Source organism: Micromonospora sp. WMMD737, from assembly GCF_049179055.1.
Taxonomy (GTDB): domain Bacteria; phylum Actinomycetota; class Actinomycetes; order Mycobacteriales; family Micromonosporaceae; genus Micromonospora; species Micromonospora reichwaldensis.
This window is the reverse complement of sequence record NZ_JBMHMH010000001.1, coordinates 5,822,407-5,848,218: the sequence shown is the minus strand read 5'-3', so window position 1 is coordinate 5,848,218 and position 25,812 is coordinate 5,822,407. Positions and strand designations below refer to the sequence as shown.

Below are 25,812 nucleotides of genomic sequence, written 5' to 3'. Positions count from 1 at the left end.
CGGCGTGCTATCAAGAGACATGCCGGCGGAAACCACTGACATCGACGACATTCGCGAGCAAGCACGGCGCTGGCTCGACGACGATCCCGACCCGGCCAGCCGGGAGGAGTTGCGGGCGGTGCTCGACCGCCTGCCGGCGAGCGCCCCGGAGCTGGCCGACCGCTTCGCCGGCCCGCTGACCTTCGGCACCGCCGGGCTGCGCGGCCCGCTGCGCGCCGGCCCCAACGGGATGAACCTCGCGGTGGTCACCCGGGCCGCCGCCGGGCTGGTCGGCTGGCTCGCCGCCCAGGGCGGCTCCGGCCCGCTGGTGATCGGGTACGACGCCCGGCACGGTTCCCGCGAGTTCGCCGAGCGGACCGCCCAGGTCGCCACCGGCGTGGGACGCCCGGCGCTGCTGCTGCCCCGCCCGCTGCCCACCCCCGTGCTCGCGTACGCGGTGCGCCACCTCGGGGCGGTCGCCGGGGTGATGGTGACCGCCAGCCACAACCCGCCGCAGGACAACGGCTACAAGGTCTACCTCGGCGCGGAACTGGGCGGGGCGCTCGGCGACGGCGCCCAGATCGTGCCCCCGGCCGACGCCGGCATCGAGGCCGCGATCCGGTCGGTCGGGCCGCTGGCCGAGGTGCCGCTCGGGCCGGCCGGTCAGGTGCTCGGCGACGACCTGGTGGCCTCCTACGTGGAGCGGGCCGCTGCCGTCATCGACCCGGACGGTTCGCGCGACCTGGCGGTGGCGTACACGCCGCTGCACGGGGTGGGCGCGGCGGTGCTCACCGCGGCGTTCGCCCGCGCGGGCTTCCCCGTGCCCGGTGTGGTGCCCGAGCAGGCCGAGCCCGATCCGGCGTTCCCGACCGTCTCCTTCCCCAACCCGGAGGAGCCGGGGGCGGTGGACCGGCTGGTCGCGCTGGCCGAGGCGACGGGCGCGGACATCGCCATCGCCAACGACCCCGACGCGGACCGCTGCGCGGTGGCCGTCCGGGACACCGGTCCCGCGGTGAGCACGCGGGCAGCGGTCGCCGGCCCGGATCAGCCGGCGGCGAACCCGCCCGGCTGGCGGATGCTACGCGGCGACGAGGTGGGCGTGCTGCTGGCCGACCACCTCATGCGGCGCGGCGTGACCGGCCTGTACGCCACCACGATCGTGTCGTCGTCGCTGCTGCGGGCGATGTGTGCCGCCCGGGGCCTGCCCTACGACGAGACGCTGACCGGGTTCAAGTGGATCGTACGGGCCGGCGGCGGGTCCGAGCCGCTGGTCTTCGGCTACGAGGAGGCGCTCGGCTACTGCGTCGCCCCCGGGCACGTACGCGACAAGGACGGCATCACCGCCGCGCTGGCCGTGGCGGAGCTGGCCGCCGGGCTCAAGGCGCAGGGGCGCACCCTGACCGACCGGCTGGACGAGCTGGCCGCCGAGTTCGGCGTGCACCACACGGACCAGCTCTCCGTACGGGTGGACGACCTGCGGCTGATCGCCGACGCGATGGCCCGGATCCGGGCCGCCACCCCGACGACGCTGCTCGGGCAGCCGGTCACCGAGGCGCAGGACCTGCTCCCCGAGGCGGACGTGGTGATCCTGCGTACCGGCACCGCCCGGGTGGTGATCCGCCCTTCGGGCACCGAGCCGAAGCTCAAGGCGTACCTGGAGGTGGTGGAGCCGGTGGCGGACGGCGACGTCGCTGCGGCCCGCGCCCGCGCAGGGGACGCGATCGCCACCCTCCGCACCGAAATGGCCACCACCCTGGGCCTCTGACCCCCCACCCCACCCCCACCCCACCCCCACCCCACCTCCGGCACGTCGATCATGAGGTTAGCGGCACTGGAAAGCGCTTCCCTGGGCCGCTAACCTCATGATCGACGGGGTGTCGGGGGGTGGGGTGGGTTCAGCCGGTGGGCCGGGTGGGTGGGTTCAGGCGGGTGGGGTCAGCGGCGGGGGCCCAGGGCGGCGTCGACGGCGCTGCCCAGGGCGGCCACGACGAGGCCGACGGAGGGGCGGACCACGGAGTCGTCCAGGCTGACGGTGCCGGAGAAGCCGGAGCCGCCGGCGATCTCCTCCAGCCGCTGCCGGGCCTCCCGGGCCGCGTCACCGCTCAGGCCGAGCGCCGGTTCCATCCGCAGCACCGCGACCAGGGTGGCCAGGGCCGCCGTCCGCTCGTCGGGCAGCTCGCCGCTGGCCAGCGCCTCGGCGAGCCGGCGTCGGGTGTCCGCCTCGACGGCCGGGTCCACCGTCGGGTAGCGGTGCACGTGGATGAAGCCCAGCTCGGTCTCGTCGACGTCGCGCACCACGCCCTGGGCGCACAGGTCGCCCAGGATCTTGTCGCGCAGGCCGTGCCGCAGCCGCTGCACCCAGGACGAGGGGCTGTGCGGCGTGTCGGCGGCCATGCGGGCGAGGACCCCGTCGACGAGCGGCTCGCCGGTGGGCGTCGGGTCGACCACCGTCAGGGACCCCTCGGAGTACACGATCCGCCCGGCCAGGGCCAGTTCGATCAGCACCGCGGCGGCCATCCCCAGGTCGAGGCTGATCCGCGGCATGGTCGCCTTGCCGGTCTCGTCGTCGTACGCGAGGAGAAGCAGCTCTTCGGCGAGCGCAACACCAGTCATGGCCGGAAACGGTAGCGGCTGCGCGCATCCCGCGCACGGACTCGCGCACGGATTCACGCGCCGCCGCGCGGCGGACCTCAGAAGCGGGGCATGCCGCCGAACTGGCGGTCGCCGGCGTCGCCGAGCCCCGGCACGATGAACATGCTGTCGTTGAGCCCCTCGTCGATCGAGGCGGTGACCAGGCGCAGCGGCAGGCCGGAGCGCTCCAGCCGCTCGATGCCGACGGGCGCGGCGAGCACGCAGAGCACGGTGATGTCGGTGCAGCCGCGGTCGGCCAGCAGCCGGCAGCAGTGCTCAAGCGAGCCACCGGTGGCGAGCATCGGGTCGAGCACCAGCACCGGCAGGCCGCTCAGGTCGCGCGGCAGCGACTCCATGTAGGCGCGCGGCTCGTACGTCTCCTCGTCCCGGGCCAGGCCGACGAAGCCCATCGAGGACTCCGGCAGCAGGCCGAGCGCGGCGTCGGCCATGCCCAGGCCGGCCCGCAGCACCGGTACGAGCAGCGGCGGGTTGGCCAGCCGGGTGCCCTCGGTGCCGGTGACGGGGGTCTGCACCGGGTACTTCTCGACGGGGAAGGAGCGCGCGGCCTCGTACACCAGCATGGTGGTGAGTTCGTGCAGCGCCGCCCGGAACGAGGAGGAGTCGGTGCGCGCGTCCCGCATGGCGGTCAGCCGCGACTGGGCGAGCGGATGGTCAATGACGTGTACGTCCACGATCGCTCAACCTACCGGTCCACCCGTCCCGGCACTGCGGGTGCGGCCGGACCGGCGACCTCGCTCACCACCGTGCCGGCGGCGGCACGGTGACCAAGATCACTGTCCGGCCGGGTGCGTAGACTTCGGGGCATGACGGCGACAGCGACGTCGGCCCGGTCGGAGCTCTCCGAGTTGGGACGATCCGAGACCGCTCTGCGGACCTTCCTGCACGGCCTGCCCGGCGTGGACCAGGTCGGCGCGGAGCAGCGGGCGGCACAGCTCGGCACCCGCTCCATCAAGACCACCGCCAAGGCCCAGGCCATCGACCTGGCGATCCGGATGGTCGACCTGACCACCCTCGAAGGGGCGGACACCCCGGGCAAGGTGCGGGCCCTCGCGGCCAAGGCGCTGCGCCCCGACCCGGCCGACCCGTCCTGCCCGCACGTGGGCGCGGTCTGCGTCTACCCGGCGATGGTCCCGCACGTGGCCGAGGTGCTGCGCGGCTCCGGTGCCGGGTCCGGGCGGCCATCCGGCGGATCGGAACAGGCGAACGGCGCCGCGCCGGCCGGACCTGGCATTGTGCACCTGGCCAGCGTGGCGACCGCCTTCCCGTCGGGCCAGGCCCCGCTGGAGGTCAAGCTCGCCGACACCCGGGCCGCCGTGGCGGCCGGCGCCGACGAGATCGACATGGTGATCAACCGGGGCGCCTTCCTCGCCGGCCGCTACCAGGAGGTCTACGACGAGATCGTGGCCACCAAGGATGCCTGCGGCGACGCGCACCTCAAGGTCATCCTGGAGACCGGCGAGCTGGCCACGTACGACAACGTGCGGCGCGCCTCCTGGCTGGCGATGCTGGCCGGCGGCGACTTCATCAAGACCTCCACCGGCAAGGTCCCGGTGGCGGCCACCCCGCCGGTGACCCTGGTGATGCTGGAGGCCGTCCGCGACTTCCGGGCCGCCACCGGCCGGCAGGTCGGCGTGAAGCCGGCCGGCGGCATCAAGACCACCAAGGACGCCATCAAGTACCTGGTGATGGTCAACGAGACCGTCGGCGCGGACTGGCTGGACCCGGACTGGTTCCGGTTCGGCGCCTCCAGCCTGCTCAACGACCTGCTCATGCAGCGCACCAAGCTGACGACCGGCACCTACTCCGGTCCCGACTACTTCACCCTGGACTGAGAGCCGATGTTCGAATACGCACCCGCCCCCGAGTCCCGCTCGGTGGTGGACCTGAAAGCCTCCTACGGGCTCTTCGTCGACGGGGAGTTCGTGGACCCCACCGACGGCGGCACGTTCAAGACGGTCAACCCGGCCTCCGAGGAGGTGCTCGCCGAGGTCGCCGAGGCCGGCGCGCAGGACGTGGACCGTGCCGTCCGGGCCGCCCGGAAGGCGTACGAGAAGGTCTGGGGCCCGATGCCGGGCCGGGACCGGGCGAAGTACCTCTTCCGGATCGCCCGGATCCTCCAGGAGCGCTCCCGCGAGCTGGCCGTGCTGGAGTCCCTGGACAACGGCAAGCCGATCAAGGAGTCGCGTGACGTCGACCTGCCCCTGGTCGCGGCGCACTTCTTCTACTACGCCGGCTGGGCCGACAAGCTGGAGCACGCGGGCTTCGGCGCGAACCCGCGCCCGCTGGGCGTGGCCGCGCAGGTCATCCCGTGGAACTTCCCGCTGCTGATGCTGGCGTGGAAGATCGCCCCGGCGCTGGCCGCCGGCAACACGGTGGTGCTGAAGCCGGCCGAGACGACGCCGCTGACGGCACTGCTCTTCGCCGAGATCTGCCAGCAGGCCGACCTGCCCGCCGGCGTGGTCAACATCGTGACGGGCGCCGGCGAGACCGGCCGGGCGCTGGTCGAGCACCAGGGCGTGGACAAGGTCGCCTTCACCGGTTCGACCGAGGTCGGCCGGGCCATCGCCCGCTCGGTCGCCGGCACCCGCAAGAAGCTCACCCTGGAGCTGGGCGGCAAGGCCGCCAACATCGTCTTCGACGACGCCCCGATCGACCAGGCCGTCGAGGGGATCGTCAACGGGATCTTCTTCAACCAGGGGCACGTCTGCTGCGCCGGCTCCCGGCTGCTGATCCAGGAGAACGTCGCGGACCGGGTGCTGGAGTCGCTGAAGCGGCGGATGGCGCAGCTGCGCGTCGGCGACCCGCTGGACAAGAACACCGACATCGGCGCGATCAACTCGGCCGCGCAGCTCGCGCGGATCCGGGAGCTCTCCGACGCCGGGTCCGCCGAGGGCGCCGAGCGCTGGTCGCCGCCGTGCGAGCTGCCGGAGCGCGGCTTCTGGTTCGCGCCGACGATCTTCACCGGGGTCACCCAGGCGCACCGGATCGCCCGCGAGGAGATCTTCGGCCCGGTGCTGTCCGTGCTGACGTTCCGCACCCCGGCGGAGGCCGTGGAGAAGGCCAACAACACGCCGTACGGGCTGTCGGCCGGGATCTGGACCGACAAGGGCTCCCGGATCCTGTGGATGGCCGATCGGCTGCGCGCCGGCGTCGTCTGGGCCAACACGTTCAACAAGTTCGACCCCACCTCGCCGTTCGGCGGCTACAAGGAGTCGGGCTACGGTCGCGAGGGCGGCCGGCACGGGCTGGAGGGCTACCTCAATGTCTGAGCGGGTCGCGGTACGCAAGACGTACAAGCTCTTCATCGGCGGGAAGTTCCCGCGCAGCGAGTCGGGACGGTCGTATCTCGTGCAGGACGCCAACGTTTCCCTCGCCTCCCGCAAGGACGCGCGGGACGCCGTGGTCGCCGCCCGCGCCGCCGTGAAGGGCTGGGCCGGGGCGACCGCGTACAACCGGGGTCAGATCCTCTACCGGGTCGCCGAGATGCTGGAGGGCCGGCGCGAGCAGTTCGTCGCCCTCGGCGTGCCCGGCGACGAGGTCGACGCGGCCGTGGACCGCTGGGTCTGGTACGCCGGCTGGTCCGACAAGCTCCCCCAGGTATACGGCGGCGCCAACCCGGTCGCCGGGCCGTACTTCAACCTGTCGGCGCCCGAGCCGACCGGCGTGGTGGCCGTGGTCGCCCCCGAGTCCCCGGCGCTGCTCGGCCTGGTCAGCGTGATCGCACCGGCGATCGTCACCGGCAACACGGTGGTGGTGGCGACCTCGCCGACGCAGCCCCTGGCGGCCGTGACCCTGGCGGAGGTGCTCGCCACCTCCGACCTGCCCGGCGGCGTGGTCAACCTGCTCACCGGCCGGATCGCCGAGACCGTGCCGGCGCTGGCCGCCCACATGGACGTCAACGCCATCGACCTGACCGGGGTGGCCGACGCCGAGCTGGCGACGGAGCTGGAGGTCAAGGCGGCGCAGAACCTCAAGCGCGTGCTCCGGCCGGCCCCGGCCGACCACGACTGGTCCGCCGACCCCGGCATCACCCGGATGACCACGCTGCTGGAGACGAAGACGGTCTGGCACCCCAAGGGGGTGTGACTGTTCTGTCCTGGGGTTTTCCGGGGAGCCCCGCCCGCTCCGGGCGGTCAGGCTTGATCCCTGCGCGGGCGGGGCTCCCCGGAAAACCGTCCGTGGACAGGTTCGTGGGAAAGCTCAGCTCAGGTGTGCTGCCTCGGGTGGGGTGAGCGCTCGGGGTGCTGCCTCGGGTGGGTTCAGCGGCTGGGGTGGCTGTGGTGGTGTGCGGGGCGGGGCGGGTCTACTACGGGGGGTAGGATTGCGGCGTGACTCGGCTTGGTGATCTCGAACGTGCGGTGATGGACGTCTTGTGGGACTCGGTCCCGGGCACGTCGGACGGGATCACCGTGCGCGAGGTGGCCGACGCGCTGGACGGCCGCGAGCTGGCGTACACGACGGTGATGACCGTGCTGGACCGGCTCGCCGGCAAGGGCATGGTGCAGCGCGAGCGGGAGGGGCGGGCCTGGCGTTACCGGGCCGCCGCCAGCCGCGAGGCGTACATCGCCCAGCTCATGCTCGACGCCCTCGACCTCGGCGGCAGCCGGGACGCCGCGCTGGTGCGCTTCGCCCGGTCGGTGACCGGCACCGAGGCCGAGGTGCTGCGCGCCGCCCTCGGGGCCGAGGCCGAAGGCACCGGGCACGACGGGAGCGCGCTGACCGACCGGGTCGAGGCGCCGTCGGTCGACGGCGTGGCGCCCCGGACCGGCAAGGCAGCGGACAGGTAGGGCGGCGGTCGTGGCGTACGCCCTGCACTTCGCCGCGTCGATGCTCGCCTGCTGGCTGACCGCGCAGGTGCTGTCCCGCTCCACCTGGACGTGGCGCAGCCCCCGGGTCGCGATCGTCTGCTGGCAGGCGGTCGGGCTGGCCCTCGGGCTCTCCGCCATGGGCGTGCCGATGGCACTGGGCCTGTCCGCCTACGACCGCCCGACCGGCAGCGCGCTGGTCGCCCTCGCCACCGACCTCGCCCACGGCACCCTGCCCGTCGGGCTGGGCGCGCCGCACCTGGCCGCCGTCGGGGTGGGCTTCGGCATCGGCGCGGTGCTGCTGACCACGACCGTCCGCAGCATCCACGGCACCGTACGCGCCCAGCGCCGGCACCGGGACCTGCTCGCCCTGGTCGCCCGCCGGGACCCGACGGTGCCCGGGGCGCTGGTGCTGGACCATCCGAGCGCGGCGGCGTACTGCCTGCCCGGGATGAAGCCCCGGGTGGTGGTCAGCGCGGGCACGCTCGACCTGCTGGACAGCGCCGAGTTGGCGGCCGTCCTCGCCCACGAGCGGGCGCACGCCCAGGAACGGCACGACCTGGTGCTGCTGCCGTTCACCGCGCTCAGCCGTGCGCTGCCCTGGTTCGCCTGGGTCCGCGAGGCGCACGACCGGGTCGCCCTGCTGGTCGAGATGCGGGCCGACGACAAGGCCCGGGAGGCGCACGCCGACGCCCCGCTGGCCGGTGCGCTGCGCCGGTTCGCCGCGGCCGGCAACCGGGTGACTCCGGCCGGCACGCTCGGGCTGGGCGACCGGGACCTCGACGTCCGGGTGCAGCGGCTCCTGGTCGCCGACCGGCCGCCCCGGCTGCTCGGGGCCGCCGCGCTGACCGTGGCGACAAACGTGGCCGCCCTGCCGGTCTCCCTCTTCCTGAACTGACCGGGCCCCGGCCCGCGCCGCCCGCTTTCCTCGGCGGCACCCGGGGACCGGTGGCGTGCTCCCGCGCACGGTGGAGTTACCGCCGCGTGGATCGCCGCCGGACATGCTGGGACCGGACCGCCCGCGTACGCGAACCGCCCGGCGCCCCACCCTCCCCCACGGCTACTACAAAACGTCGTAGCATCGTCTACGACGGGCCATAGTAGTGATGCGTAGCCAATCTACGTGTAGGCTCGCTACGACAAGTGAGCCAACCGTACGGAGAGCCGGCCATGGACACCCTGCTCCTCGCCCGCCTGCAGTTCGCCACCACCACCTCGATCCACTTTCTCTTCGTGGCGGTGACCCTCGGCCTCGTGACCCTGCTGGTCGGTCTCCAGACCGCCTGGGTGATCACCAACAAGCCGGTCTACGAACGGCTGACCCGCTACTGGGGCCAGCTCTACGTGATCAACTACGTGCTCGGCATCGCCACCGGCATCGTGATGGAGTTCCAGTTCGGGCTGAACTGGAGCGGGCTGTCGCGCTACGTCGGCAACGTCTTCGGCGCGCCGCTGGCCATCGAGACGCTTGTCGCGTTCTTCCTGGAGTCGACGTTCCTCGGCATGTGGATCTTCGGCTGGCACCGGCTGCGTCGGGGCGTCCACCTCGCCCTGCTCTGGGGCGTCGCGATCACCGCGTACGCCTCGGCGTTCTGGATCATGGTGGCGAACTCCTGGTTGCAGAACCCGGTCGGCTACGAGGTACGCGACGGGGTCGCGCATCTCACCGACTTCGCCGCGCTGCTGGACAACCCCACCTTCCGCGTGGCCTTCGGACACGTCGTCACGGCGGCGCTGCTCGTCGGCGGAATGCTGATGGCCGCGGTCAGCGCGTGGCACCTGGTCCGGCGCACCGACGACTTCGCCCTGCACCGCAAGGGGCTGCGGATCGGCCTGATCACCTCGGCGGTGGCGATCTTCTTCGTGCAGGGCTTCGGCTTCGCCCAGTTCTTCGCGATCAGCGACGTGCAGCCCACCAAGTTCGGCGACGACCCCGCCGCCGCGCCGCTGATCGCCGAGTGGACCGCCCGGTTCGGTCCCAGCGACTACACGCCGCCGGCCCTCGCCGACGTCGGCCTCGGTTTCATGATCCTCATCGGCTTCACCCTCGGCCTGCTCTGGCTGATGCTCCCGCTGCTCTGGCGGGACTGGGTGATCCGGCTGCGCGTCCCGCTGTGGATCCTCCAGTTCGCCCTGCCGCTGCCGTTCGTCGCGATGATCCTCGGCTGGATCGCCCGCGAGGTAGGCCGCCAGCCCTGGGCCGCGTACGGGCTCCTGCCCGTGGACCGGGCGGTGTCGCCGGTCAGCCCCTGGCTGATGCTCACCTCGCTGATCGGCTTCAGCCTGCTGCTCGGCGCGCTCGCCGTCACCAACTGGGTGCTGCTGGCCCGGCACGCCGCCCGGGGCGCGCACGACCCGGCCCTGGGCCGGCAACCGGACCAGCCGCCGGCCGACCCCCACCCCGAGCCCGCCTTCGCCTGAGGAGACGACCGTGGAACTCGCCTGGTACGCCCTGCTCGGGCTCTTCTTCGCCGTCTACCTGGCGCTCGGCGGCTACGACTACGGCGTCGGCCTGCTGCTGGCCCGGGGCACCGACCCCGCCCGCCGCCGCGCCGCGCTCAACGCGGTCGGCCCGTTCTTCCTCGGCAACGAGGTCTGGCTGGTGGCCGCCGTCGGCATCCTGTTCGGCGCCTTTCCCGTGCTGGAGGGGGAACTGCTCTCCGGCTTCTACCCGGCGGTGCTCGCCGCGTTGACCGGGGTCATCCTGGTGACCGCCGGCGTGCAGCTGCGCAGCCGCCCCGACGGGCAGCGGGCCCGCGCCTGGTGGGACCGGACCGTGGTCGTCGGCAGCGTGCTCGCCGCGCTCGGCTGGGGTGCCGTGCTGGCCGGGCTGCTCCAGGGCGTACCGCTGCACGCCGACGGCCACGTCGCCGGGGTGACCCACCTCTTCACCCCGTTCGTGGCCGCCGCCGGGCTCGCCGTCGTCGCGCTGGTCGCGCTGCACGGTGCGACCTTCCTCACGCTCCGGCTGCCCGCCGCCGACGCCGCGCCGGTCGGGCGACTGGCCGCCCGGCTCGTCCCGGTGGCGCTCACCGCCGTCGGCGCGGCCACCGTCCTCGGCCTGCTCTCCGCCGACGTACGCGCCGCCGCAGGGCAGCCGGTGGTGGGCGTACTGCTGCTGTCGTTGCTGGTCGCGGCGCTGCTGACGGCCCGGGCGGCGCTCGCCCGGCGGCGGCCGGGGCTGGCCTTCGCCGCCACCTGCGCGTCCCTGGCGCTACCCGTGGCGCTGGCCGGCGCGACCATCTGGCCCTACGCGCTCGTCTCCACGGTCGACCCGGACGCGTCACTGACCGTTGCCGACGCGGCGGCGAGCACCCCCACGCTGCGGCTGCTGAGCTGGCTGACGCTGCCGCTCCTGCCGGCCCTACTAGGCTTTCAGGCGATGTGCTGGTGGGTGTTCCGGGGACGGACCGACGGCAGGGCACCGGTGTACTGGTGAACCGCCGTCCCTTCGACCCGCGTCTGCTGCGCCGGGTCCCGGGGGCCCGGCGCGACCTCGCCGTGCTCGCGCTGCTCGGCGTGCTGGCCGCGGGGCTGGTCGTCGCGCAGGCCACGGCGCTGGCCGCGTTGCTGGCGACCGCGTTCGAAGGGCGGCTCGACCGGCCCGCACTGGCCGGCTTCGCCACCGCGGTGGCCGCCCGCTCGCTGCTGGTCTGGGCGCAGGGCACGGTGTCGGCGCGGGTCGCGGCGACGGTCAAGGCGGCGCTGCGGGCCGACCTGCTCGGGGCGGTCGGGCGGCACGGTCCCGGCTGGGTCGCGGGACAGCGCGCCGGGCAGCTCGCCACGCTGACCGGGCGCGGGCTGGACGCGCTCGACGCGTACTTCACCGGCTACCTGCCGCAGCTGGTGCTCAGCGTCACCGTGCCGCTCGCCGTACTGGCCCGGATCTTCCTCGCCGACTGGAGCTCGGCGCTGATCATCGCGGTGACGCTGCCGCTGATCCCGATCTTCGGCGCGCTGCTCGGCTGGCAGGCGCAGGCCGCCACCGAGCGGCAGTGGCGGCGGCTCTCCCTGCTCGGCGGGCACTTCCTCGACATGGTCGCCGGGCTGCCCACGCTGCGCGCGTTCGGCCGGGCCAGGGCGCAGACCGACGTGGTCCGCCGGATGGCCGACGGCCACCGGGTCGCGACCATGAAGACGCTGCGGATCGCGTTCCTGTCCGCGCTGGTGCTGGAGCTGGTGGCCACCCTCTCGGTGGCGCTGGTCGCCGTGCCGGTCGGCGTGCGGCTGCTCGGCGGCGGGCTGACCCTCCAGACCGCGCTGCTGGTGCTGCTGCTCACCCCGGAGGCGTACCTCCCGCTGCGGGCGGCCGGTGCCCGCTTCCACGCCAGCATGGAGGGGCTCACCGCGCTGGACGAGGCGCTGACCCTGTCGGCCGCCGCGCCCGCGCCGGCGCGCGACGCGGGCGCGGCCGTCCCCGACGGCCGCGGCGAGATCCGGTTCGAGGGGGTGACCGTGGCGTACGAGCGGACCACCGCCCTGCGCGACGTCACGCTGACCATCCGCCCGGGCGAGCGCGTCGCCGTGATCGGCCCCAGCGGCGCCGGCAAGAGCACCCTGCTCGGCCTGCTGCTCGGCTTCGTCACCCCGACCGCCGGCCGGGTCACCGTGGGCGGGGTCGACCTGGCCGACGCCGACGCCGACGGCTGGCGCCGCCAGGTGGCCTGGGTGCCGCAGCGGGCCCACCTCTTCGCCGCCCCGCTGGCCGACAACATCCGGCTCGGCGCGCCGGACACCCCGGACGCCGTGCTCGCCACGGCGGTCCACGACGCCGCCCTGGACGACGTGGTCGCCGGGCTGCCCGACGGGCTCGCCACCGTCCTCGGCGAGCGCGGGCACGGCCTCTCCAGCGGGCAGCGGCAGCGGGTCGCGCTGGCCCGCGCGTTCCTGCGGGACGCGCCCGTGGTGCTGCTCGACGAGCCGACGGCCCGGCTGGACACCGCTGCCGAGGCCGTCGTCCTCGACGCCACCCGCCGGCTGGTGGCCGGGCGGACGGCGCTGCTGGTGGCGCACCGGCCGGCGCTGCTCGCCGACGCGGACCGGATCCTGCGCATCGAGGACGGCCGGGTCACCGAGCTGACGCCCACAGCGGCCGGGGAGGCCACCCGATGACCGACGACCGCCCGGCCGACGACGCCCGACCCACCCACGCGTCCGGTGCCGCCGACGACGCCCGGACCGGCGCGCAGAGCACCCTCGCGGCCGGCGCCGCTGCCGACGCCTCGACCGCGCCGGGGCGCGCCGGCTCGGCCGAGCGGGCCGTGCTGCGGCTGGCCCGGCCGTACCTGAACCGGCTGCTCGGCGCGGGGCTGCTCGCCGCCGCCACCGAGTTCGCCGGCCTCGCCCTGATGGCCACCGCGACCTGGCTGCTGATGAGCGCCGCCGGGCAGCCCCCGCTGGACCGCCTCACCGTGGCGATCGTGGCGGTCCGGGCGCTGGCGATCAGCCGGGGCGTGCTCCGCTACACCGAACGGCTCGCCGGGCACGACGCCGTGCTGCGGCTGATCACCGACGTCCGGGCCCGGGTCTTCGGCACCCTCGCCGCCCGCCCGACGGCCCGGCAGCGCTCCGGCGACGCGCTGAGCCGGCTCGTCTCCGACGTGGAGGCCGTCCAGGACCTGCTGCTGCGGGTGCTGGTGCCGGCCTCGGCGGCGGCGCTGGTGAGCGTGCTCGCGGTCGGCGGGGCGGCGCTGATGTCGCCGGCCGCCGCCGGGGTGCTCGCGGTCGGGCTGCTGGTCGCCGGGGTGGCGCTGCCCGCCCTGGCCACCGCGCTGACCCGGCGCGCCGCCGCCGAGCTGGCGCCGCTGCGCGGCGCCCTCGCCACCGACGCGGTCGACCTCACCCACGGCGCCGCCGACCTGGCCGCGTTCGGCGCCACCGGGCACGCGCTGGAGGCGGCCGGGGCACGGGCCCGGCGGCTGGCCCGGTTGGAGCGGCGGCTCGCCGCCACGGGCTTCGCGGTCGACGCGGCGGGAGTGCTCGTGGCCGGGCTGACCGCCGGCGCGGTGGTGCTCGCCGCGCTCGCCGACGACGTGGACGGGGTGCTGGTCGGCGTCCTGGCGGTCGGCACGCTCGCCGCCGTGGAGATCGCGCTGGCGCTGGTCGGGGCCGCCCGGCAGTGGACCCAGCTGCGGACCGGCCTGACCCGGGTCGCCGCCCTGCTGGACGCCCCGCCCGGGCCGGCCACCTCCGACGGCGCCGAGGTCGGCCCGGGGCCGCACGACGTGCGGTTCGAGGAGGTCACCGTCCGGTACCGGGAGGGCGCCCCACCCGCCCTGGACGGGTTCAGCCTGGACCTGCCGCCCGGTCGCCGGGTCGCGGTGGTCGGGCCCAGCGGCGCGGGCAAGAGCACGCTGGCCGCCGCCCTCACCGGGGCGGTGCGCCCCGCGCACGGCCGGGTCACCCTCGACGGGCGCGGGTTGTCGGAATACCGGGCCGAGGAGCTGCCCCGCGCCGTCGGCGGACTGCTCGCCGAGGCGTACGTCTTCCACGCCTCCGTGCGGGAGAACCTGCTGCTCGGGCGGCCCGCCGCCAGCGAGGAGGAGCTGGCGGCGGCGACCGCGGCGGCCGGGCTGCTGGACTGGGTGCACGAGCAGCCCGACGGCTGGGACACCGTGGTCGGCGAGGAGGGCGGCCAGCTCTCCGGCGGCCAGCGGCAGCGGCTCGCGCTGGCCCGGGCGCTGCTCGCGGCGCCGGGAGTGCTGGTGCTCGACGAACCGACCGAGGGGCTCGATCCCGCCGCCGCCGACGCGGTGCTCGCCTCCGCGCTGGCGGCCACCCCGGCCGGGCACTCCGTGCTGCTGATCAGTCACCGGCTCAGCGGGCTCGCCGACCTGGACGAGATCGTGGTGCTGGACGCCGGGCGGGTGGCCCAGCGCGGCCGGCACGCCGACCTGGTCGCCGCCCCCGGCTGGTACCGGGACCAGTGGCTGATCCAGGAGGCGGCCGAACGCGGGTACCTGGCGCTGCGCCCCTGACCTCCGGCGGCCCGACCCGCCCGCCGCGGCTCCGGGTCGGGCCAGGGTTTGTCCCCGACGACGTCCGGCGGCGGCCCGTGACAGGGTGGGGCCATGCGGGGCGAGGACGACACGACGACGGTGGAGGAACGGCTGCGGGAGCTGGGCGCGCACCTGCGGGGGCCGCGCCGGCTCAAGTCCGACCTGCTGACCGAGGCACGGCACGGGCTGCTGGACGCCGTCGAGGCGTACCGGGCCGACGGGCTGCCGGCGGCGGAGGCGCAGCGCCGGGCGGTGGCCGAGTTCGGCTCGCCGGCGCAGCTCGCCCCCGCCTACCAGACGGAGCTGGCGGCGGGCGCGCTGCGCGGGCTGTCGCTGCGGGTCATCGCGCTCGCCACGGTCGCGTTCGTCGCCGGCGACCTCACCTGGCAGGGGTCGAGCTGGGGCGGCTCCCCGCCGCCGGCCGCCTACCAGCTGCTGTCGGCGTCGGTGGGCTGGATCTGGGCGGCGGCGTTCGCGCTGGCCGCGACAGGGCTGCTGCGGGCCGGGCGGGCGGCGCTGCGCGGCGGCGCCGCCCGGGCGGTGGGGGCGGCCCTCGTCGGGGTCCTCGCCCTCGGCGTACTGACCGGCTCGGCACTCTTCGCGTGGTCGATCGGCCTCTGGGACGACGCGCTCACCTGGCCGCCCATGATCATCGGCGCGGCGGTGGCCGCCGCCGGCTACCTCTGGCTCGGCCGGGCCGCCCGCACCTGGCTGCTCGCCGCCCGCTGATCCCCGCCACGGATCGGACGCCCCGCCCGGGCCGGAGGGCTGCCGCCCGTCCCGCACGGCGGAGGACGGACCAGGGACACCGGCCCGTCGCGATGGCCGGTGCCCGTCAGGCCGGCGCCGCCGGCGGGGTGTCGGTGTCGAGGAACCGGCCGACGGTGGAGCGGAACTCGCGCCACCCGGACCGCTCGCCGGCCAGCGCCCGCCGGCCCTCGTCGGTGAGTTGGTACGTCCGCCGTTCCCGCCCGTTGACGGTGCTCCAGGTGCTGGCCACGTGGCCGGCCCGCTCCAGCCGGCGCAGCGCGGGATAGATGGTGCCGGTCGGCAGATCGAGCTGCCCGTCGCTGCGGTCGCGCAGCGCCTCGATGATCGCGTAGCCGTGCAGCGGACCCTGCTCGAGCACCGCGAGCAGCAGCGCGTCGAGGTGTCCGTGCAGCGCCTGGGCCTTCATGTGTAGCAACGCTACTTGTCGGCCGCCCGCTCCGCCACCGGGGTGCGGGCACCGGTCTCCCGGAGACGCCCACTAGGGTATGTGCCCAGAGTCACTCGCCGGCGGCGGACGCCGGCGGGCAACCCGAAGCACACGGAGGTCAGCGTGGCCCGCCAGTCGCCCCAACGGCCCGACGCCGACGAGCCCGAGCTCGACGACGCCGACGCCCCGGCCGAGTCCGGCACCGCAACCGTCTCGGCCGAGGCCGCCCGCGCCCTCTGGGACGAGCTGCGCATCGACCCGGTGGAGATCGCGCTGCCCGCCGGCACGGGCTACACCCTGCGGGCCTACCGGCCGGCGCGGGAGCTGACCCCGACCGACGTCACCGAGCGCGACCAGGACGACCCGTTCCTGGCCCGCCGCCAGGTCACGGAGGAGGACGAGGAGGACGACGACGAGGCCGTCGTCATCCTCGACGAGGAGGTCGCCCAGGAGTTCGCCGAGAGCGACGAGGAGGAGGCCAAGGGCCGCCGCCGCGACGCGACCGACGACGAGGACGCCGAGACCGCCGCCGAGGACGACGAGGACGAGGCGGGCGACGAGGAGGTGCCGGTCTTCCTCACCCACCGTGGGAGGCTGCTGCTCTTCAAGACGCCCGAGTCGTTGGTCAGTTTCATCCGCTCCGGGGCGCCGAACGACCTGTCTCAACTGGACAGCTGGAATGAACTGTCCGAACGGGTGGAGCCGGCCGACATCGCGCCGCTCGACGAGGACGTCTACGAGCTCGACCTGGTGGTCGAGAACCTCCGCGGCGGGCACGACACCTGGGACTCGACGCTGCTCATCGAGGCCGGTGAGGTGGCCCGCGACCTGGCGTACGCGCTGCGGCTGCCCGCGGTGCTGGACATGCTCTCCGCCGGCTCCAGCCTCGACGACCTGGACGAGGCGCTGCGCGCCTCGGTCAACGGCGGCGTCGGCGGGTTCTTCGGTCGGCGCCGACTGAGGAAAATCGGGGCACAAACCGCAAGTCTGGGTTGGCGCACCATTGTCGGGAAGATCTCTGCGACCGTGGACTGGCGCGACTGACCCTTTACGGGGAGCATCAGTCTCTGGCAGTGAAAGCCTTGTGTCCCGGGAGGAGGACGACGCCGTGGCGCTCGTGCGCGTGTACTGCGGTCTGGCCTCGGCGGATCCGGCCGACCGACCGGTCTCGGCCGGTTCGACGCTGACGTCCGCTGTGGTCGACGACGCAGGCCGTCTGCTGCATGTCTGCGAGATCGGCGACGACCCCGCTGGCTACGCCCAGCTGGTCGCGCTGCTCGTGGAGCGGTCGGGCGGGCCGAGCGGTGCGGCCATCGCCGCCGACAGCGACGACCACACGGTCACCTCGCTGCTCAGCGCCGCCGGGCGTCCACTGGCGATCGCCGACGACGACTCCGTCGACGACTTCGCCGAGCGCTTCGCCGACGACGACTCCCTGGAGGAGATGCAGTCGCCCCCGGCCGAGCGGCGCGCCGTCGGCCTGGCCCGCGCCCTGCAGGCCGGCGCCCTCTCCGCCGTCACCCTCCCGGCCCCCCGGGACCTCGCCGGCTACAAGCAGGTCCTCGCCGCGCACGCCGCCCTGGCCAGCGGCCGGCACTCCGCCGCCGTCGCGCTGCGGGAGGTGCTCCGCGAGCTCTACCCGGCCGCGTTGCGGGCGTACCCGGACCCGGCCGAGCCGGTCTCGCTGGCCGTGCTGGACGCCCTGCCCGAGCCCGGCATGCTGAGCGGCACCGTGGGCCTCGGCGACGACTCCCCGGCCCCGGCCGAGGCGGTCGCGGCGCGGCTCGCCGCCGACGGGGTCGCCGACGCCGACGAGCTCACCTCAGCGGTGACCGCCCTGCGGGTGGCCATCAGCGAGACGCCCCGACGCGCCACCGTCAACCGCGCCCTCACCTCCGCCGTGGCGGAGACCGTGCGACAGGCGGTCGCCTCCGTCCGGGCCTGCGACGCCGGCTGCCAGGCGCTGGTGGGCGCGCTCAACGACCGGGTCGGCACGCCCGCCACCCCGGCCCCCGGCCGCCGCGCCGCGATCCGGCACGGCGAACCGCTCGGCGACGCACCCGGCCTCGCCCCCACCGGCGGTGCCCTGCCCGGCCTCACCCCCGCCGGCAACGGCCTGCGTGCCCTCCGGCCCGCCGAGCCCGAGCCCGCCCCGGGCGGTGGCCGCCGCAGCCGGCCCGAGCCCGCCTCCGGCCCGACGCCACCCCCGGCCCCCCGGCCGCTCGGCCCGCCGCCGGTCGCACCGGCCCCCGTCAGCCCGCCGCCGGTCGCGCCGACGCCGCTGACGCCGGCCGCGGTCGCCGGTCCCCCGGTCTCCGCGCCCCCCACGCGCCCCGGATCGCTGCCGAGCCGGATCGACGGCCCGACCAACCGCCCGGTCTCCGCGCCGCCGCCTCCGCCGCCGGGCATCACCCCGATCGCTCCGGCGCAGCGGGGCACGGTGCCGCCGGCCGAGGCGGGAGAGCCGTTCCGCCCCACCCTGACCACGGCGGCGATCCAGAGCGCCCGCGCGGAGCGCCAGCGCACCGTGATCCCGCCCCGCCCGAAGACCAACGGCGAGCCGGCCACGCCCACGGGCGGCTTCAGCGCCACCGACCTCAGCGTTCCCGTGCCCACGCCACGCCCCGGCCAGGAACCCACCTCCCCGGCCGCCCGGGCGGAGTCCGCTCCCCCCGGCTCCCGGGCGAACTGGCCGCTGGTCAACAACCCGGAGGACCCGGCCGACAGTTCCGCCAAGAACCCGGTCGTCGGCTCCTACGGCGACCGCGGCGGGCGCGGCGTCGACGCCCCGACCGATCCGGGGGCGGAGCGCCGGGTCACCCCGCCCTGGCTGGCCGACGACCTGCCCCAGGAGCCGCCGGTGCTGCGGCTGGTCGAGCCGCCGCCGCTGGCGGACCGCGCGCTGCGCGACGGAACGGGCCCGGCCGCCGACGCCCAGCCCGAGACGCCCCCGCTGCGGCTCGTCGACCGCGAGGAGGCCGCCCGCAGTGGCCGGCCCGCCCTCCGCGAGGAGCGGCCGCCGACCGAGTACCGGCCGGCACCCCGCGACGAGCGACCGGCCGCCGAATACCGACCGGCACTCCGCGACGAGCGGCCCGCACTCCGGGACGATCGACCGGCGCCCCGCGACGAGCGGCCGGCGGCCGAGTACCGGCCGGCACCGCGTGACGAGCGGCCGGCGGCCGACTACCGCCCGGCGCCCCCGATGGAGCGCCGCCCGCCGCCCGTGTCCGACGAGGGCGACGGCGACCTGCTGATCTTCGCCCAGGCCAAGTCCGCCTGGTTCGTGGGGCACGACGACGAGTCCGACCTGGAGTGGTCGACCACGGCCGACACCGGCTGGCAGGCGGCCGAGCAGGCCGCCCGCCCGGCGGTCGGCGCCGAGACCCCGGCGGGGCTGCCGAAGCGGGTCCCCCAGGCCAACCTCGTCCCCGGCTCACCGCTGCGCGACGAGCGACCCCTGCGGATCGTCCGCGACGCGGCGAGCCTCGCCGAGAACACCACCGGCTACTTCCGCGGCTGGCGCCGTGGACAGGAGATCGGCGGGTTCGCGGTCGGCGGCCGACCCGGTCGGGAGGCCGCCGGCGGCTGGGACTTCACGCGCGACACGGGCGACCGCGACGACGACCGGGAATACGAGTACCGCTCCGCCGGCTACCGTTCCTGACCGCCGGGAAACCGCCTCCCACCTGCGTGTTCCTGCCCACACCCGGATAATTTGACGCCACGTCGCGGCGGCCGGGAGCATACCGGCGGAACAGCCGGCGGCAGGGGTCGCCGGGTGGGAAGGCGACTCATGGCGACATCGGCGAACGGCCCCTCCGTGTTCACCCGTCGGGGCCTGCTGGCCGCGACGGCCGGCACGCTCCTGCTCAGCGCCTGCGGGCGCGGCGAGGCGGGCGAGGGCGGCCGCGCCACGGCGGTCGCGCCGGGCGGTCAGGAACTGCTGGTCGGGGTCAGCCTGGAGCTGACCGGTCCCGGCGCCGCGCTCGGCGTCCTCCAGCAGCGGGCGCTGGAGATCAGCCTCGAATCGCTCAACGCCAAGGGCGTGCCGATCGGCAACCTCCGCCGCGCCGTACGGCTGGAGGTGCGCGACAACGCCGGCAACCCCGCGCTGGCGGCCCGGCAGGCCACCGCACTGGCCCGCGACAGCGGCGTACACGCCCTGGTCGGTGGCACCATGGCCGAGACCTCGATGGCCCTGGCCGGGGTGGCGCAGAAGGAGCGGGTGCCGTTCCTCTCACTCGCCTTCGGCGACGGGATCGTGCTGCCGCTGGCGCAGCGGACGTACGTCTTCAAGATGACCCCGGACGCCGGCGACATGGCCCGACGGCTCGCCCGGCTCATCGCCTCGCAGCGGCTCTCCCGGGTGGCGCTGCTGGCCGCGGACGGCCTGCACGGCGACTCCGGCGTACGGGCCATGACAGGGGCCCTGCGGACGGCCGGGGTGGCGCTGGGCACCGCCACCCGGCTGCCCCGCACCGGCGCGGACCTCCGCCGGGCGGCCCGCGCGGCGACGGGCTCGCGCCCCGACGGGGTGGTGGTGTGGGCGACCGCCCCGGACTCGGCCGCCGCGGTCGGGGCGCTGCGCCGGGCCGGCTACGACGGGCCGGTGTTCCTCGACGCGGGCGGGGTCGCCGAGCAGACCCTGGAGGGCGGGAACGCGGCCCTCCTGGAGGGCGCGTACGCCGTCCACCCGACCTCGCTGGGCGGGGCGATGCTCGCCAACACCACCATGTCGGCGCTGGACCGCAAGGAGTTCGTCTACCGCTACGTCCAGCTGCACGGCGGGTTCAGCGGCTTCGCCCCGTACGCGTCCGACGCGGTGCAGCTGATCGCCGACGCGGCGCGGCTGTCCACCAGCGTCGACCGTGGACGGATCCGGGCGTTCCTGCAGAACCAGGTCACCGAGGGGATGGCGGGGATGTACTCCTTCACCCCCATCAGGCACGGCGGCATGGACCAGGGCTCGCTGGGCGTCTACACCGTCAGCGCGGGTGCCTGGACGCGGGTGTCCTGACCCCGCGCCACCTGGGCGCGGGCAGCGACGAGCGCCCGGTGGCGGCCGAGGCCGTCACCGGGCGCGTCGCGGCGATCAGGCCGGCGCCACGGCGCGCGAGCGCCGCATGGTCAGCACGTACTCGACCAACGAGATCAACACGTGCTTCGTCGACTCCCGGTTACGGGCGTCGCAGGCCACCACCGGCACGTCGCCGGGGATCGCGAGCGCGTCCCGGACGTCCTGCGGGTCGTGGTACTGCATCCCGTCGAAGCAGTTGATGGCCACCAGGTACGGCAGCCGCCGGTGCTCGAAGAAGTCGATCGCCGCGAAGCAGTCGGCCAGCCGGCGGGTGTCCACCAGCACGACCGCGCCGATCGCACCCCGGACCAACTCGTCCCACATGAACCAGAACCGGGTCTGCCCCGGCGTACCGAACAGGTACAGGATCAGGTCACGGTCGATCGAGATGCGGCCGAAGTCCATCGCCACCGTGGTCGTCGTCTTGCCCGGCACCTGCCGGGTGTCGTCGACGCCCACACCGGCGGAGGTCATGATGGCCTCGGTCGTCAGCGGCGTGATCTCCGAGACCGAGCCGACCAGCGTCGTCTTGCCGACGCCGAATCCACCGGCGATAACGATCTTCGCCGACGTCACGCGCCCACTCGGGGTCGGCGGGCGGTGCGACATGTCAGAGCCTGCGAAGTCCACTCAGCACCCTCTCCAGCAGTTCAGTGCCCACCGCGTCGTCCGAGTCGTCCAGAATGGTCGGCTCGTGGACCGCGACCAGGCCGTCCGTCGCCATGTCGGCGATGAGCACCCGGGCCACACCGAGCGGGAGCTGCATCCGCGCCGCGATCTCGGCGAGCGACTGCACACGTCCATCACACAGCGCAGCGATGTACTGGTGCTCGCGGCCCTGAGCGCCGTTGCCATTGGCAGCGGCGCGGCCGCGCACCGTCGTCTCGACGAGCGCCTCCAGCGCGATGTCGAGGCGGGGGCGGGTACGACCACGGGTAACGGCGTATGGACGGACCAACGCTCCGGTCGGTTCGTCACGATCGGCCATGTCGCCGCTCACCTCCCTCGCACCCGGCACCGGCTCCGGATGGAGCCGTCGTCGTTGTCGTTGTCACCCCGCGACCTCACGGGTCAACGGGTCGTCAGCCCAGCATTCCCGCAGCCGCGCGTGGCTGCGGGGTCAACGCGTCGCCCACCCGGTCGACCAGCAGGGCCATCTCGTAGCCCACCTGTCCCACGTCGCTGCTGCGGGCGGCGAGCACCGCGAACGACGATCCGTCCGAGATGGACATCAGGAACAGGAAGCCATTGTCCATCTCCACCACTGTCTGCAGCACCGCGCCTCCCTCGAAGCAGCGGGCCGCGCCCTGGGTGAGGCTGACCAGCCCGGACGCGATCGCGGCCAGCTGATCGGCCCGGTCCCGCGGGAGGTCCCGTGACGACGCGAGGAGCAGTCCGTCCGCGGAGACGGCGACCGCGTGCGCGACACCGGGTACCCGGTCGGCGAAGTTGGCCAGCAGCCAACCGAGATCCTGCGTAGTTGTCATCGTTCTTGCTCCTTCTGCCCGCTCCCGGCCATCGGGCCTGAGCCAGACTGCGAGGATTGCTGCCCTCCCGGAGTCACCTCCGGGCTGGTCGGGTTGCTGTCCGACGGGTTCGTACGCCCCCGCTGCACGCCCCGATGGTAGGCCGAAAGCAGGCCTCGGACACCCTCCGGCGTACGCCGCTGCACCGAGGTGGTGGGCTTCTCCACCGCGCCGGGCACCAGCTGCGCCATCGGGGTGCGCTTGGGTAGACCGGTCGAGGTGGTCGCCGCGACGGGCACCTCGGTCGCCGCCGAGGCGGCACGCCACCCGTCGTCGGCCGCGGTCTGCCAACCACCGGTCTGTTGCGCGGACCGGCGGTGACCGAAGCTGTCGGCGACGCCGGGGCGGGCACCCCCGTTGGCCGTCGGTCCGTTCTCGCGCGGCGCTCCCCCGGCCGCCGGAGTGTCTGCCATCGGTGCGTTACCTGTCGTCCCGGGTGGTGTCGGCTGCACGGCCCGACCGCCGGCGTCGACCCGGGCGAACTGCTGGGTCGGTGCACCGTTGGTCGGCGTCTTCTCGGCGGCCGGCGCCGCCTCCTCCGGCCCCGGGCGGCGGGTACGGAACCAGGCCGACTCGAGCTCCCGGAAGATCGGCAGCTCCATCGTCTCGTCCGCGTACCGCTGCGGGGTCTGGGCCGGCGGCGTGGTCGGCCGCGCCTGCGGGACGGCCGGTGCCGACCGCTCGGCCGGCGCGGGAGCCTGGACCGCCGGGGCCGGCGCGCCGGAGCGCGGCACGCGCGGCAGTTCGGTCGTCATGTCCAGCGCGGCGGCCAGCCGCTCGGGCACCGGCGGGGTCGCCACGTCCCGGTCCGCACCGGCGACCGGCGGCCAGGCCGGCGGCGCCGGCGTGCCGGGGGCCGGGCGCTGCGGCAGCGGGCCGGTCGACGGCGGCGAGTACGGCGGGCCGGAGTACGGCGCGGCCGAGACCGGCGGGCCGGAGTACGGGTGGCCGGAGACGGGCGACGCCGAGACCGGCATGCCGGAGACCGGCGGGCCGGACACCGGCGGCGCGGAGTAGGGAACCGGCGGGGTCGACACCGGCGGGCCCGCGTAGGGCAGGGGCGGCGCGGAGACCGGCGGGACGGAGTACGGCCGGGCCTCGGGGCTGCTCGGCAACTGCCGCGGGACGGCCTGCTGCTGGCCCGTGGCGTCCTGGTCGTCGGTCGACCGGCGCTGCGGCAGGGGGTCGATCGACTCGCCGTTCGACGTGCGCGGCCGGAAGGCCTCGCCGCCGTTGAAGCCGCTGGCGCCGGTCAGGTCCGACCAGGCCGGCATGGACCGCGTCGAGCCGGCCGAGGCCGGCGTGCCGGCCCCGTTGCGCGGCGCCGGGTCGAACGGCCGGCCGCCCAGGGTGACCTGGTTGCCGGACTCGCCGGGGCGCTGCGTGGGCATCGGGTTGGCCGGGCCGTTGCCGAGCGCCGGCAGCGCGCCGAAGGCGGGGGCCGGGCCGTGCGACTGCGGGCCGGGCGCCGGCAGCGCGGGCGACGACTGCGGGCGGCCGGAGAGCGCCCGGGGCACGAGCACCGAGGTCGGCATGACCACCTCGGCGACGGTTCCCCGGTCGGTGCCCGGACGCAGCTCGACCTTGACGCCGTGCCGGGACGCCAGCCGGGCGACCACGACCAGGCCCATCATCCGCGAGACGGCCACGTCGACCTGCGGCGGCGTGGCGAGCCGCTCGTTGAGGTCGTGGAGCTGGTCGGGGCTGATCCCGATGCCCCGGTCCTCCACGTAGAGCGACGCGCGGTCGCCGACGCGCCGGGCCTCCACCATGACGTGCGAGTCCGGCGGCGAGAAGGCGGTGGCGTTGTCGAACAGCTCGGCGACCAGGTGGACCAGGTCGTTGACGGCGTGCGCCGCGACCTCGATGTCCCGGTCGATCACCCCGAACTCGATCCGGGTGTAGTGCTCGACCTCGGACTGGGCCGCCCGGAGCACGTCGATCAGCGCGGCCGGCTGCCGCTGCACGCGGGTGGAGTCGGCGCCGGCGAGCACCAGGAGGTTCTCGTCGTTACGGCGCATCCGGGTCGCCAGGTGGTCGAGCTGGAACAGCTCGGCCAGCCGGTCCGGGTCCTCCTCGCCGCGCTCCAGCCGGTCGAGGTGACCGATCAGGCGGTCGACCAGGATCTGCGAGCGGCGGGCCAGGTTGACGAACATCGTCGCGACGGACGCGCGCAGCGCGGCCTGCTCGGCGGCGGTGCGGACGGCCTCCAGGTGGACCGCGTTGAACGCCTCGGTCACCTGGCCGAACTCGTCCTTGCTGCGCACCGGCAGCGGCTCGGCGATCTGGTTGGCGAGCTGCACCGGGGAGAGCTGACCGGTCACCTTGGGGTCGCGCAGCCGGGCCACGGCCTGAGGCAGGCCGTACTGGGCGATGGAGAGGGCGCCCTGGCGCAGGTCGCGCAGGGAGCGCGCCATCGAGCGGGCGACCAGGTAGGCGAAGAGGATCGCCAGGAGCAGCATGCTGAGCAGCAGGCCGGTCTCCAGGAACACCTGGCGCTGCACGTCGGAGCGGAGGTTCTCGGCGCCCGCGACGACCTCGCGGTCGATCTTCGCCTCGACCGTACGGATCAGCTTGGCGTTGGCCACCATCGCCGCGTCCCACTGGTCGGCGTCGAACGGGGCGCCGGTCAGGGTGTCGGCGGTGGTGATGCCGTTGAGCCAACTGTTGTAGGTGTTCGCCTCGCGCAGGTCGGGGCCGGCGACCACCTGGGCGTAGTACTCCTGCTCGGGCTGGCTGGCCACCACCTGGAAGCTCTGCAGCCACTGGCTGGAGCCGGTGCTGGTGGCGATGTACTCGTTGCGCAGGTTCGGGGTGAGCCGCTGCTGGATGAACGCCCGGTGCACCACGTCGCGGCGGCGGGAGAGGAACTCCTTGTTCCGGGCGGTGGCGGTCGCCGCGCGCATCTTGTCGCTGAGCTCGTTGTCGCCGGCGAGCTGGGTGGCCGAGTCGCGGATGCTGATGAGGTCGTCGATCAGGCCGTCGTAGGCCTGCATGGCCGGGACGAGCCCGAGCTTGCCGTTGAAGACCTGGCTGCGGGTGCCGGGCAGGTCGGTCAAGGTCTGGTCGATCTCGCCCAGCAGGCCGTCGAGGTTGGCCGGGAGGTCCTCGACCTCGGCCCGCTGCTGGGAGTACCGCCCCTTGGCCTTGTCCACGGTGGCGTTGGCCTGCTCGTACGCCTGCTTGTAGCGGGCGTTGTCCTGGCCGCGCGGGACGCCCAGCAGGCGCAGCGCGTTGGTCCGCTCGTTCTGCAGGGTGTCGACCAGGTCGCCCGAGTAGCCGACGAGGTTGGCCAGGTCGCCGGCCCGGTTGGCGTTGTTGAGGGTCTCCAGGTGGTCGACCAGACCGCTGGTGCCCACGACCACCGTGGCGATGGTCGGCACGATCATGATGAGACCGAGCTTGGACCAGATCGGCATGTCGCGGAACCGACCGGCCGGCCGGCGCAGACGCGACAGGAAGGAGCCCGCCGGCTTTGGCCGTTTGCTCACGTCACCGCCCTCGCGATTTCTGGATCCGCATTGCCCCTGGACAAGGACCAGCGGCCGACCCTGCGGGCCGGACCATCCGAGAT

21 protein-coding genes are annotated in these 25,812 nt (G+C 74.9%); 14 read left to right on the top strand and 7 right to left on the bottom strand.

The window, feature by feature from the left end; translation table 11 throughout:
* Positions 1-19 precede the first annotated feature (19 nt).
* On the top strand, positions 20-1,744 hold the full coding sequence (locus ACN27A_RS26070) for a phospho-sugar mutase (RefSeq protein WP_421457220.1): 1,725 nt from the start codon (positions 20-22) through the stop codon (positions 1,742-1,744).
* 170 nt (positions 1,745-1,914) lie between these two features.
* On the opposite strand, the gene ACN27A_RS26065 is transcribed toward ACN27A_RS26070, so the two are convergent.
* Both ACN27A_RS26065 and upp read right to left on the bottom strand, forming a co-directional pair.
* Complete coding sequence (locus tag ACN27A_RS26065; protein WP_358115402.1) at positions 1,915-2,592, bottom strand: GOLPH3/VPS74 family protein; 678 nt, start codon at positions 2,590-2,592, stop codon at positions 1,915-1,917.
* Between the two features lie 77 nt (positions 2,593-2,669).
* Complete coding sequence (upp, locus tag ACN27A_RS26060; RefSeq protein WP_311413748.1) at positions 2,670-3,302, bottom strand: uracil phosphoribosyltransferase; 633 nt, start codon at positions 3,300-3,302, stop codon at positions 2,670-2,672.
* Between the two features lie 132 nt (positions 3,303-3,434).
* Between upp and deoC the strand changes: the two genes are divergently transcribed.
* The 10 genes from deoC (at position 3,435) to ACN27A_RS26010 (ending at position 15,163) form a co-directional block, all read left to right on the top strand.
* A complete protein-coding gene (deoC, locus tag ACN27A_RS26055) occupies positions 3,435-4,463 on the top strand; it encodes a deoxyribose-phosphate aldolase (protein WP_421457219.1) in 1,029 nt (342 codons plus the stop codon).
* A gap of 6 nt (positions 4,464-4,469) precedes the next feature.
* Positions 4,470-5,900 (top strand): aldehyde dehydrogenase family protein, encoded by a 1,431-nt coding sequence (locus ACN27A_RS26050; protein WP_421457218.1) that lies wholly within the window; start codon positions 4,470-4,472, stop codon positions 5,898-5,900.
* A complete protein-coding gene (locus ACN27A_RS26045) occupies positions 5,893-6,717 on the top strand; it encodes an aldehyde dehydrogenase family protein (protein ID WP_151457508.1) in 825 nt (274 codons plus the stop codon). Before ACN27A_RS26050 ends, ACN27A_RS26045 begins: the two co-directional genes overlap by 8 nt.
* A gap of 242 nt (positions 6,718-6,959) precedes the next feature.
* A complete protein-coding gene (locus tag ACN27A_RS26040) occupies positions 6,960-7,418 on the top strand; it encodes a BlaI/MecI/CopY family transcriptional regulator (protein ID WP_421457217.1) in 459 nt (152 codons plus the stop codon).
* A 10-nt stretch (positions 7,419-7,428) separates the two neighbouring features.
* Positions 7,429-8,334 carry a M56 family metallopeptidase gene (locus ACN27A_RS26035; RefSeq protein ID WP_358115395.1) on the top strand — a complete coding sequence of 302 codons (906 nt, stop codon included), beginning with the start codon at positions 7,429-7,431 and terminating at the stop codon, positions 8,332-8,334.
* 272 nt (positions 8,335-8,606) lie between these two features.
* Positions 8,607-9,857 carry a cytochrome ubiquinol oxidase subunit I gene (locus tag ACN27A_RS26030; protein WP_421457216.1) on the top strand — a complete coding sequence of 417 codons (1,251 nt, stop codon included), beginning with the start codon at positions 8,607-8,609 and terminating at the stop codon, positions 9,855-9,857.
* A gap of 10 nt (positions 9,858-9,867) precedes the next feature.
* A complete protein-coding gene (locus ACN27A_RS26025; RefSeq protein ID WP_421457215.1) occupies positions 9,868-10,875 on the top strand; it encodes a cytochrome d ubiquinol oxidase subunit II in 1,008 nt (335 codons plus the stop codon).
* A complete protein-coding gene (gene cydD, locus ACN27A_RS26020; RefSeq protein WP_421457214.1) occupies positions 10,872-12,548 on the top strand; it encodes a thiol reductant ABC exporter subunit CydD in 1,677 nt (558 codons plus the stop codon). Before ACN27A_RS26025 ends, cydD begins: the two co-directional genes overlap by 4 nt.
* The gene (gene cydC, locus ACN27A_RS26015) at positions 12,545-14,413 is read left to right on the top strand and encodes a thiol reductant ABC exporter subunit CydC (RefSeq protein ID WP_421457213.1); all 1,869 of its coding nucleotides are present in this window, start codon (positions 12,545-12,547) and stop codon (positions 14,411-14,413) included. Before cydD ends, cydC begins: the two co-directional genes overlap by 4 nt.
* A 93-nt stretch (positions 14,414-14,506) precedes the next feature.
* Positions 14,507-15,163, top strand: a complete 657-nt coding sequence (locus tag ACN27A_RS26010; protein WP_421457212.1) for a permease prefix domain 1-containing protein — start codon at positions 14,507-14,509, stop codon at positions 15,161-15,163.
* Positions 15,164-15,269: 106 nt separating this feature from the next.
* On the opposite strand, the gene ACN27A_RS26005 is transcribed toward ACN27A_RS26010, so the two are convergent.
* The gene (locus ACN27A_RS26005) at positions 15,270-15,611 is read right to left on the bottom strand and encodes a PadR family transcriptional regulator (protein WP_421457211.1); all 342 of its coding nucleotides are present in this window, start codon (positions 15,609-15,611) and stop codon (positions 15,270-15,272) included.
* Positions 15,612-15,692: 81 nt separating this feature from the next.
* Between ACN27A_RS26005 and ACN27A_RS26000 the strand changes: the two genes are divergently transcribed.
* The 3 genes from ACN27A_RS26000 to ACN27A_RS25990 all read left to right on the top strand — a co-directional run bounded on the left by ACN27A_RS26000 (position 15,693) and on the right by ACN27A_RS25990 (position 20,652).
* On the top strand, positions 15,693-16,676 hold the full coding sequence (locus ACN27A_RS26000) for a DNA primase (RefSeq protein ID WP_421457210.1): 984 nt from the start codon (positions 15,693-15,695) through the stop codon (positions 16,674-16,676).
* Positions 16,677-16,716: 40 nt separating this feature from the next.
* A complete protein-coding gene (locus ACN27A_RS25995; RefSeq protein WP_421457209.1) occupies positions 16,717-19,299 on the top strand; it encodes a transposase in 2,583 nt (860 codons plus the stop codon).
* Positions 19,300-19,428: 129 nt separating this feature from the next.
* Positions 19,429-20,652 carry an ABC transporter substrate-binding protein gene (locus tag ACN27A_RS25990; RefSeq protein ID WP_421457208.1) on the top strand — a complete coding sequence of 408 codons (1,224 nt, stop codon included), beginning with the start codon at positions 19,429-19,431 and terminating at the stop codon, positions 20,650-20,652.
* 75 nt (positions 20,653-20,727) lie between these two features.
* Here ACN27A_RS25990 and ACN27A_RS25985 read toward each other — a convergent pair whose 3' ends face one another.
* The 4 genes from ACN27A_RS25985 to ACN27A_RS25970 all read right to left on the bottom strand — a co-directional run bounded on the left by ACN27A_RS25985 (position 20,728) and on the right by ACN27A_RS25970 (position 25,729).
* Positions 20,728-21,321, bottom strand: coding sequence for a GTP-binding protein (locus ACN27A_RS25985; protein WP_132231432.1), 594 nt, complete (start codon positions 21,319-21,321; stop codon positions 20,728-20,730).
* Position 21,322: 1 nt separating this feature from the next.
* Positions 21,323-21,700 (bottom strand): DUF742 domain-containing protein, encoded by a 378-nt coding sequence (locus ACN27A_RS25980; RefSeq protein ID WP_132232372.1) that lies wholly within the window; start codon positions 21,698-21,700, stop codon positions 21,323-21,325.
* A gap of 94 nt (positions 21,701-21,794) precedes the next feature.
* Positions 21,795-22,199: a roadblock/LC7 domain-containing protein gene (locus tag ACN27A_RS25975; RefSeq protein WP_007455462.1), complete on the bottom strand. Its 405-nt coding sequence runs from the start codon at positions 22,197-22,199 to the stop codon at positions 21,795-21,797.
* A complete protein-coding gene (locus tag ACN27A_RS25970; RefSeq protein WP_421457207.1) occupies positions 22,196-25,729 on the bottom strand; it encodes a nitrate- and nitrite sensing domain-containing protein in 3,534 nt (1,177 codons plus the stop codon). Before ACN27A_RS25970 ends, ACN27A_RS25975 begins: the two co-directional genes overlap by 4 nt.
* Positions 25,730-25,812 lie beyond the last annotated feature (83 nt).

Coding starts and splice junctions, on each gene's coding strand:
- ACN27A_RS26070 (WP_421457220.1), top strand. CDS start 20: ATGCCGGCGGAAACCACTGACATCGACGACATTCGCGAGCAAGCACGG.
- ACN27A_RS26065 (WP_358115402.1), bottom strand. CDS start 2,592: ATGACTGGTGTTGCGCTCGCCGAAGAGCTGCTTCTCCTCGCGTACGAC.
- deoC (WP_421457219.1), top strand. CDS start 3,435: ATGACGGCGACAGCGACGTCGGCCCGGTCGGAGCTCTCCGAGTTGGGA.
- ACN27A_RS26050 (WP_421457218.1), top strand. CDS start 4,470: ATGTTCGAATACGCACCCGCCCCCGAGTCCCGCTCGGTGGTGGACCTG.
- ACN27A_RS26045 (WP_151457508.1), top strand. CDS start 5,893: ATGTCTGAGCGGGTCGCGGTACGCAAGACGTACAAGCTCTTCATCGGC.
- ACN27A_RS26030 (WP_421457216.1), top strand. CDS start 8,607: ATGGACACCCTGCTCCTCGCCCGCCTGCAGTTCGCCACCACCACCTCG.
- cydC (WP_421457213.1), top strand. CDS start 12,545: ATGACCGACGACCGCCCGGCCGACGACGCCCGACCCACCCACGCGTCC.
- ACN27A_RS26010 (WP_421457212.1), top strand. CDS start 14,507: ATGCGGGGCGAGGACGACACGACGACGGTGGAGGAACGGCTGCGGGAG.
- ACN27A_RS26005 (WP_421457211.1), bottom strand. CDS start 15,611: ATGAAGGCCCAGGCGCTGCACGGACACCTCGACGCGCTGCTGCTCGCG.
- ACN27A_RS25990 (WP_421457208.1), top strand. CDS start 19,429: ATGGCGACATCGGCGAACGGCCCCTCCGTGTTCACCCGTCGGGGCCTG.
- ACN27A_RS25985 (WP_132231432.1), bottom strand. CDS start 21,321: ATGTCGCACCGCCCGCCGACCCCGAGTGGGCGCGTGACGTCGGCGAAG.
- ACN27A_RS25980 (WP_132232372.1), bottom strand. CDS start 21,700: ATGGCCGATCGTGACGAACCGACCGGAGCGTTGGTCCGTCCATACGCC.
- ACN27A_RS25975 (WP_007455462.1), bottom strand. CDS start 22,199: ATGACAACTACGCAGGATCTCGGTTGGCTGCTGGCCAACTTCGCCGAC.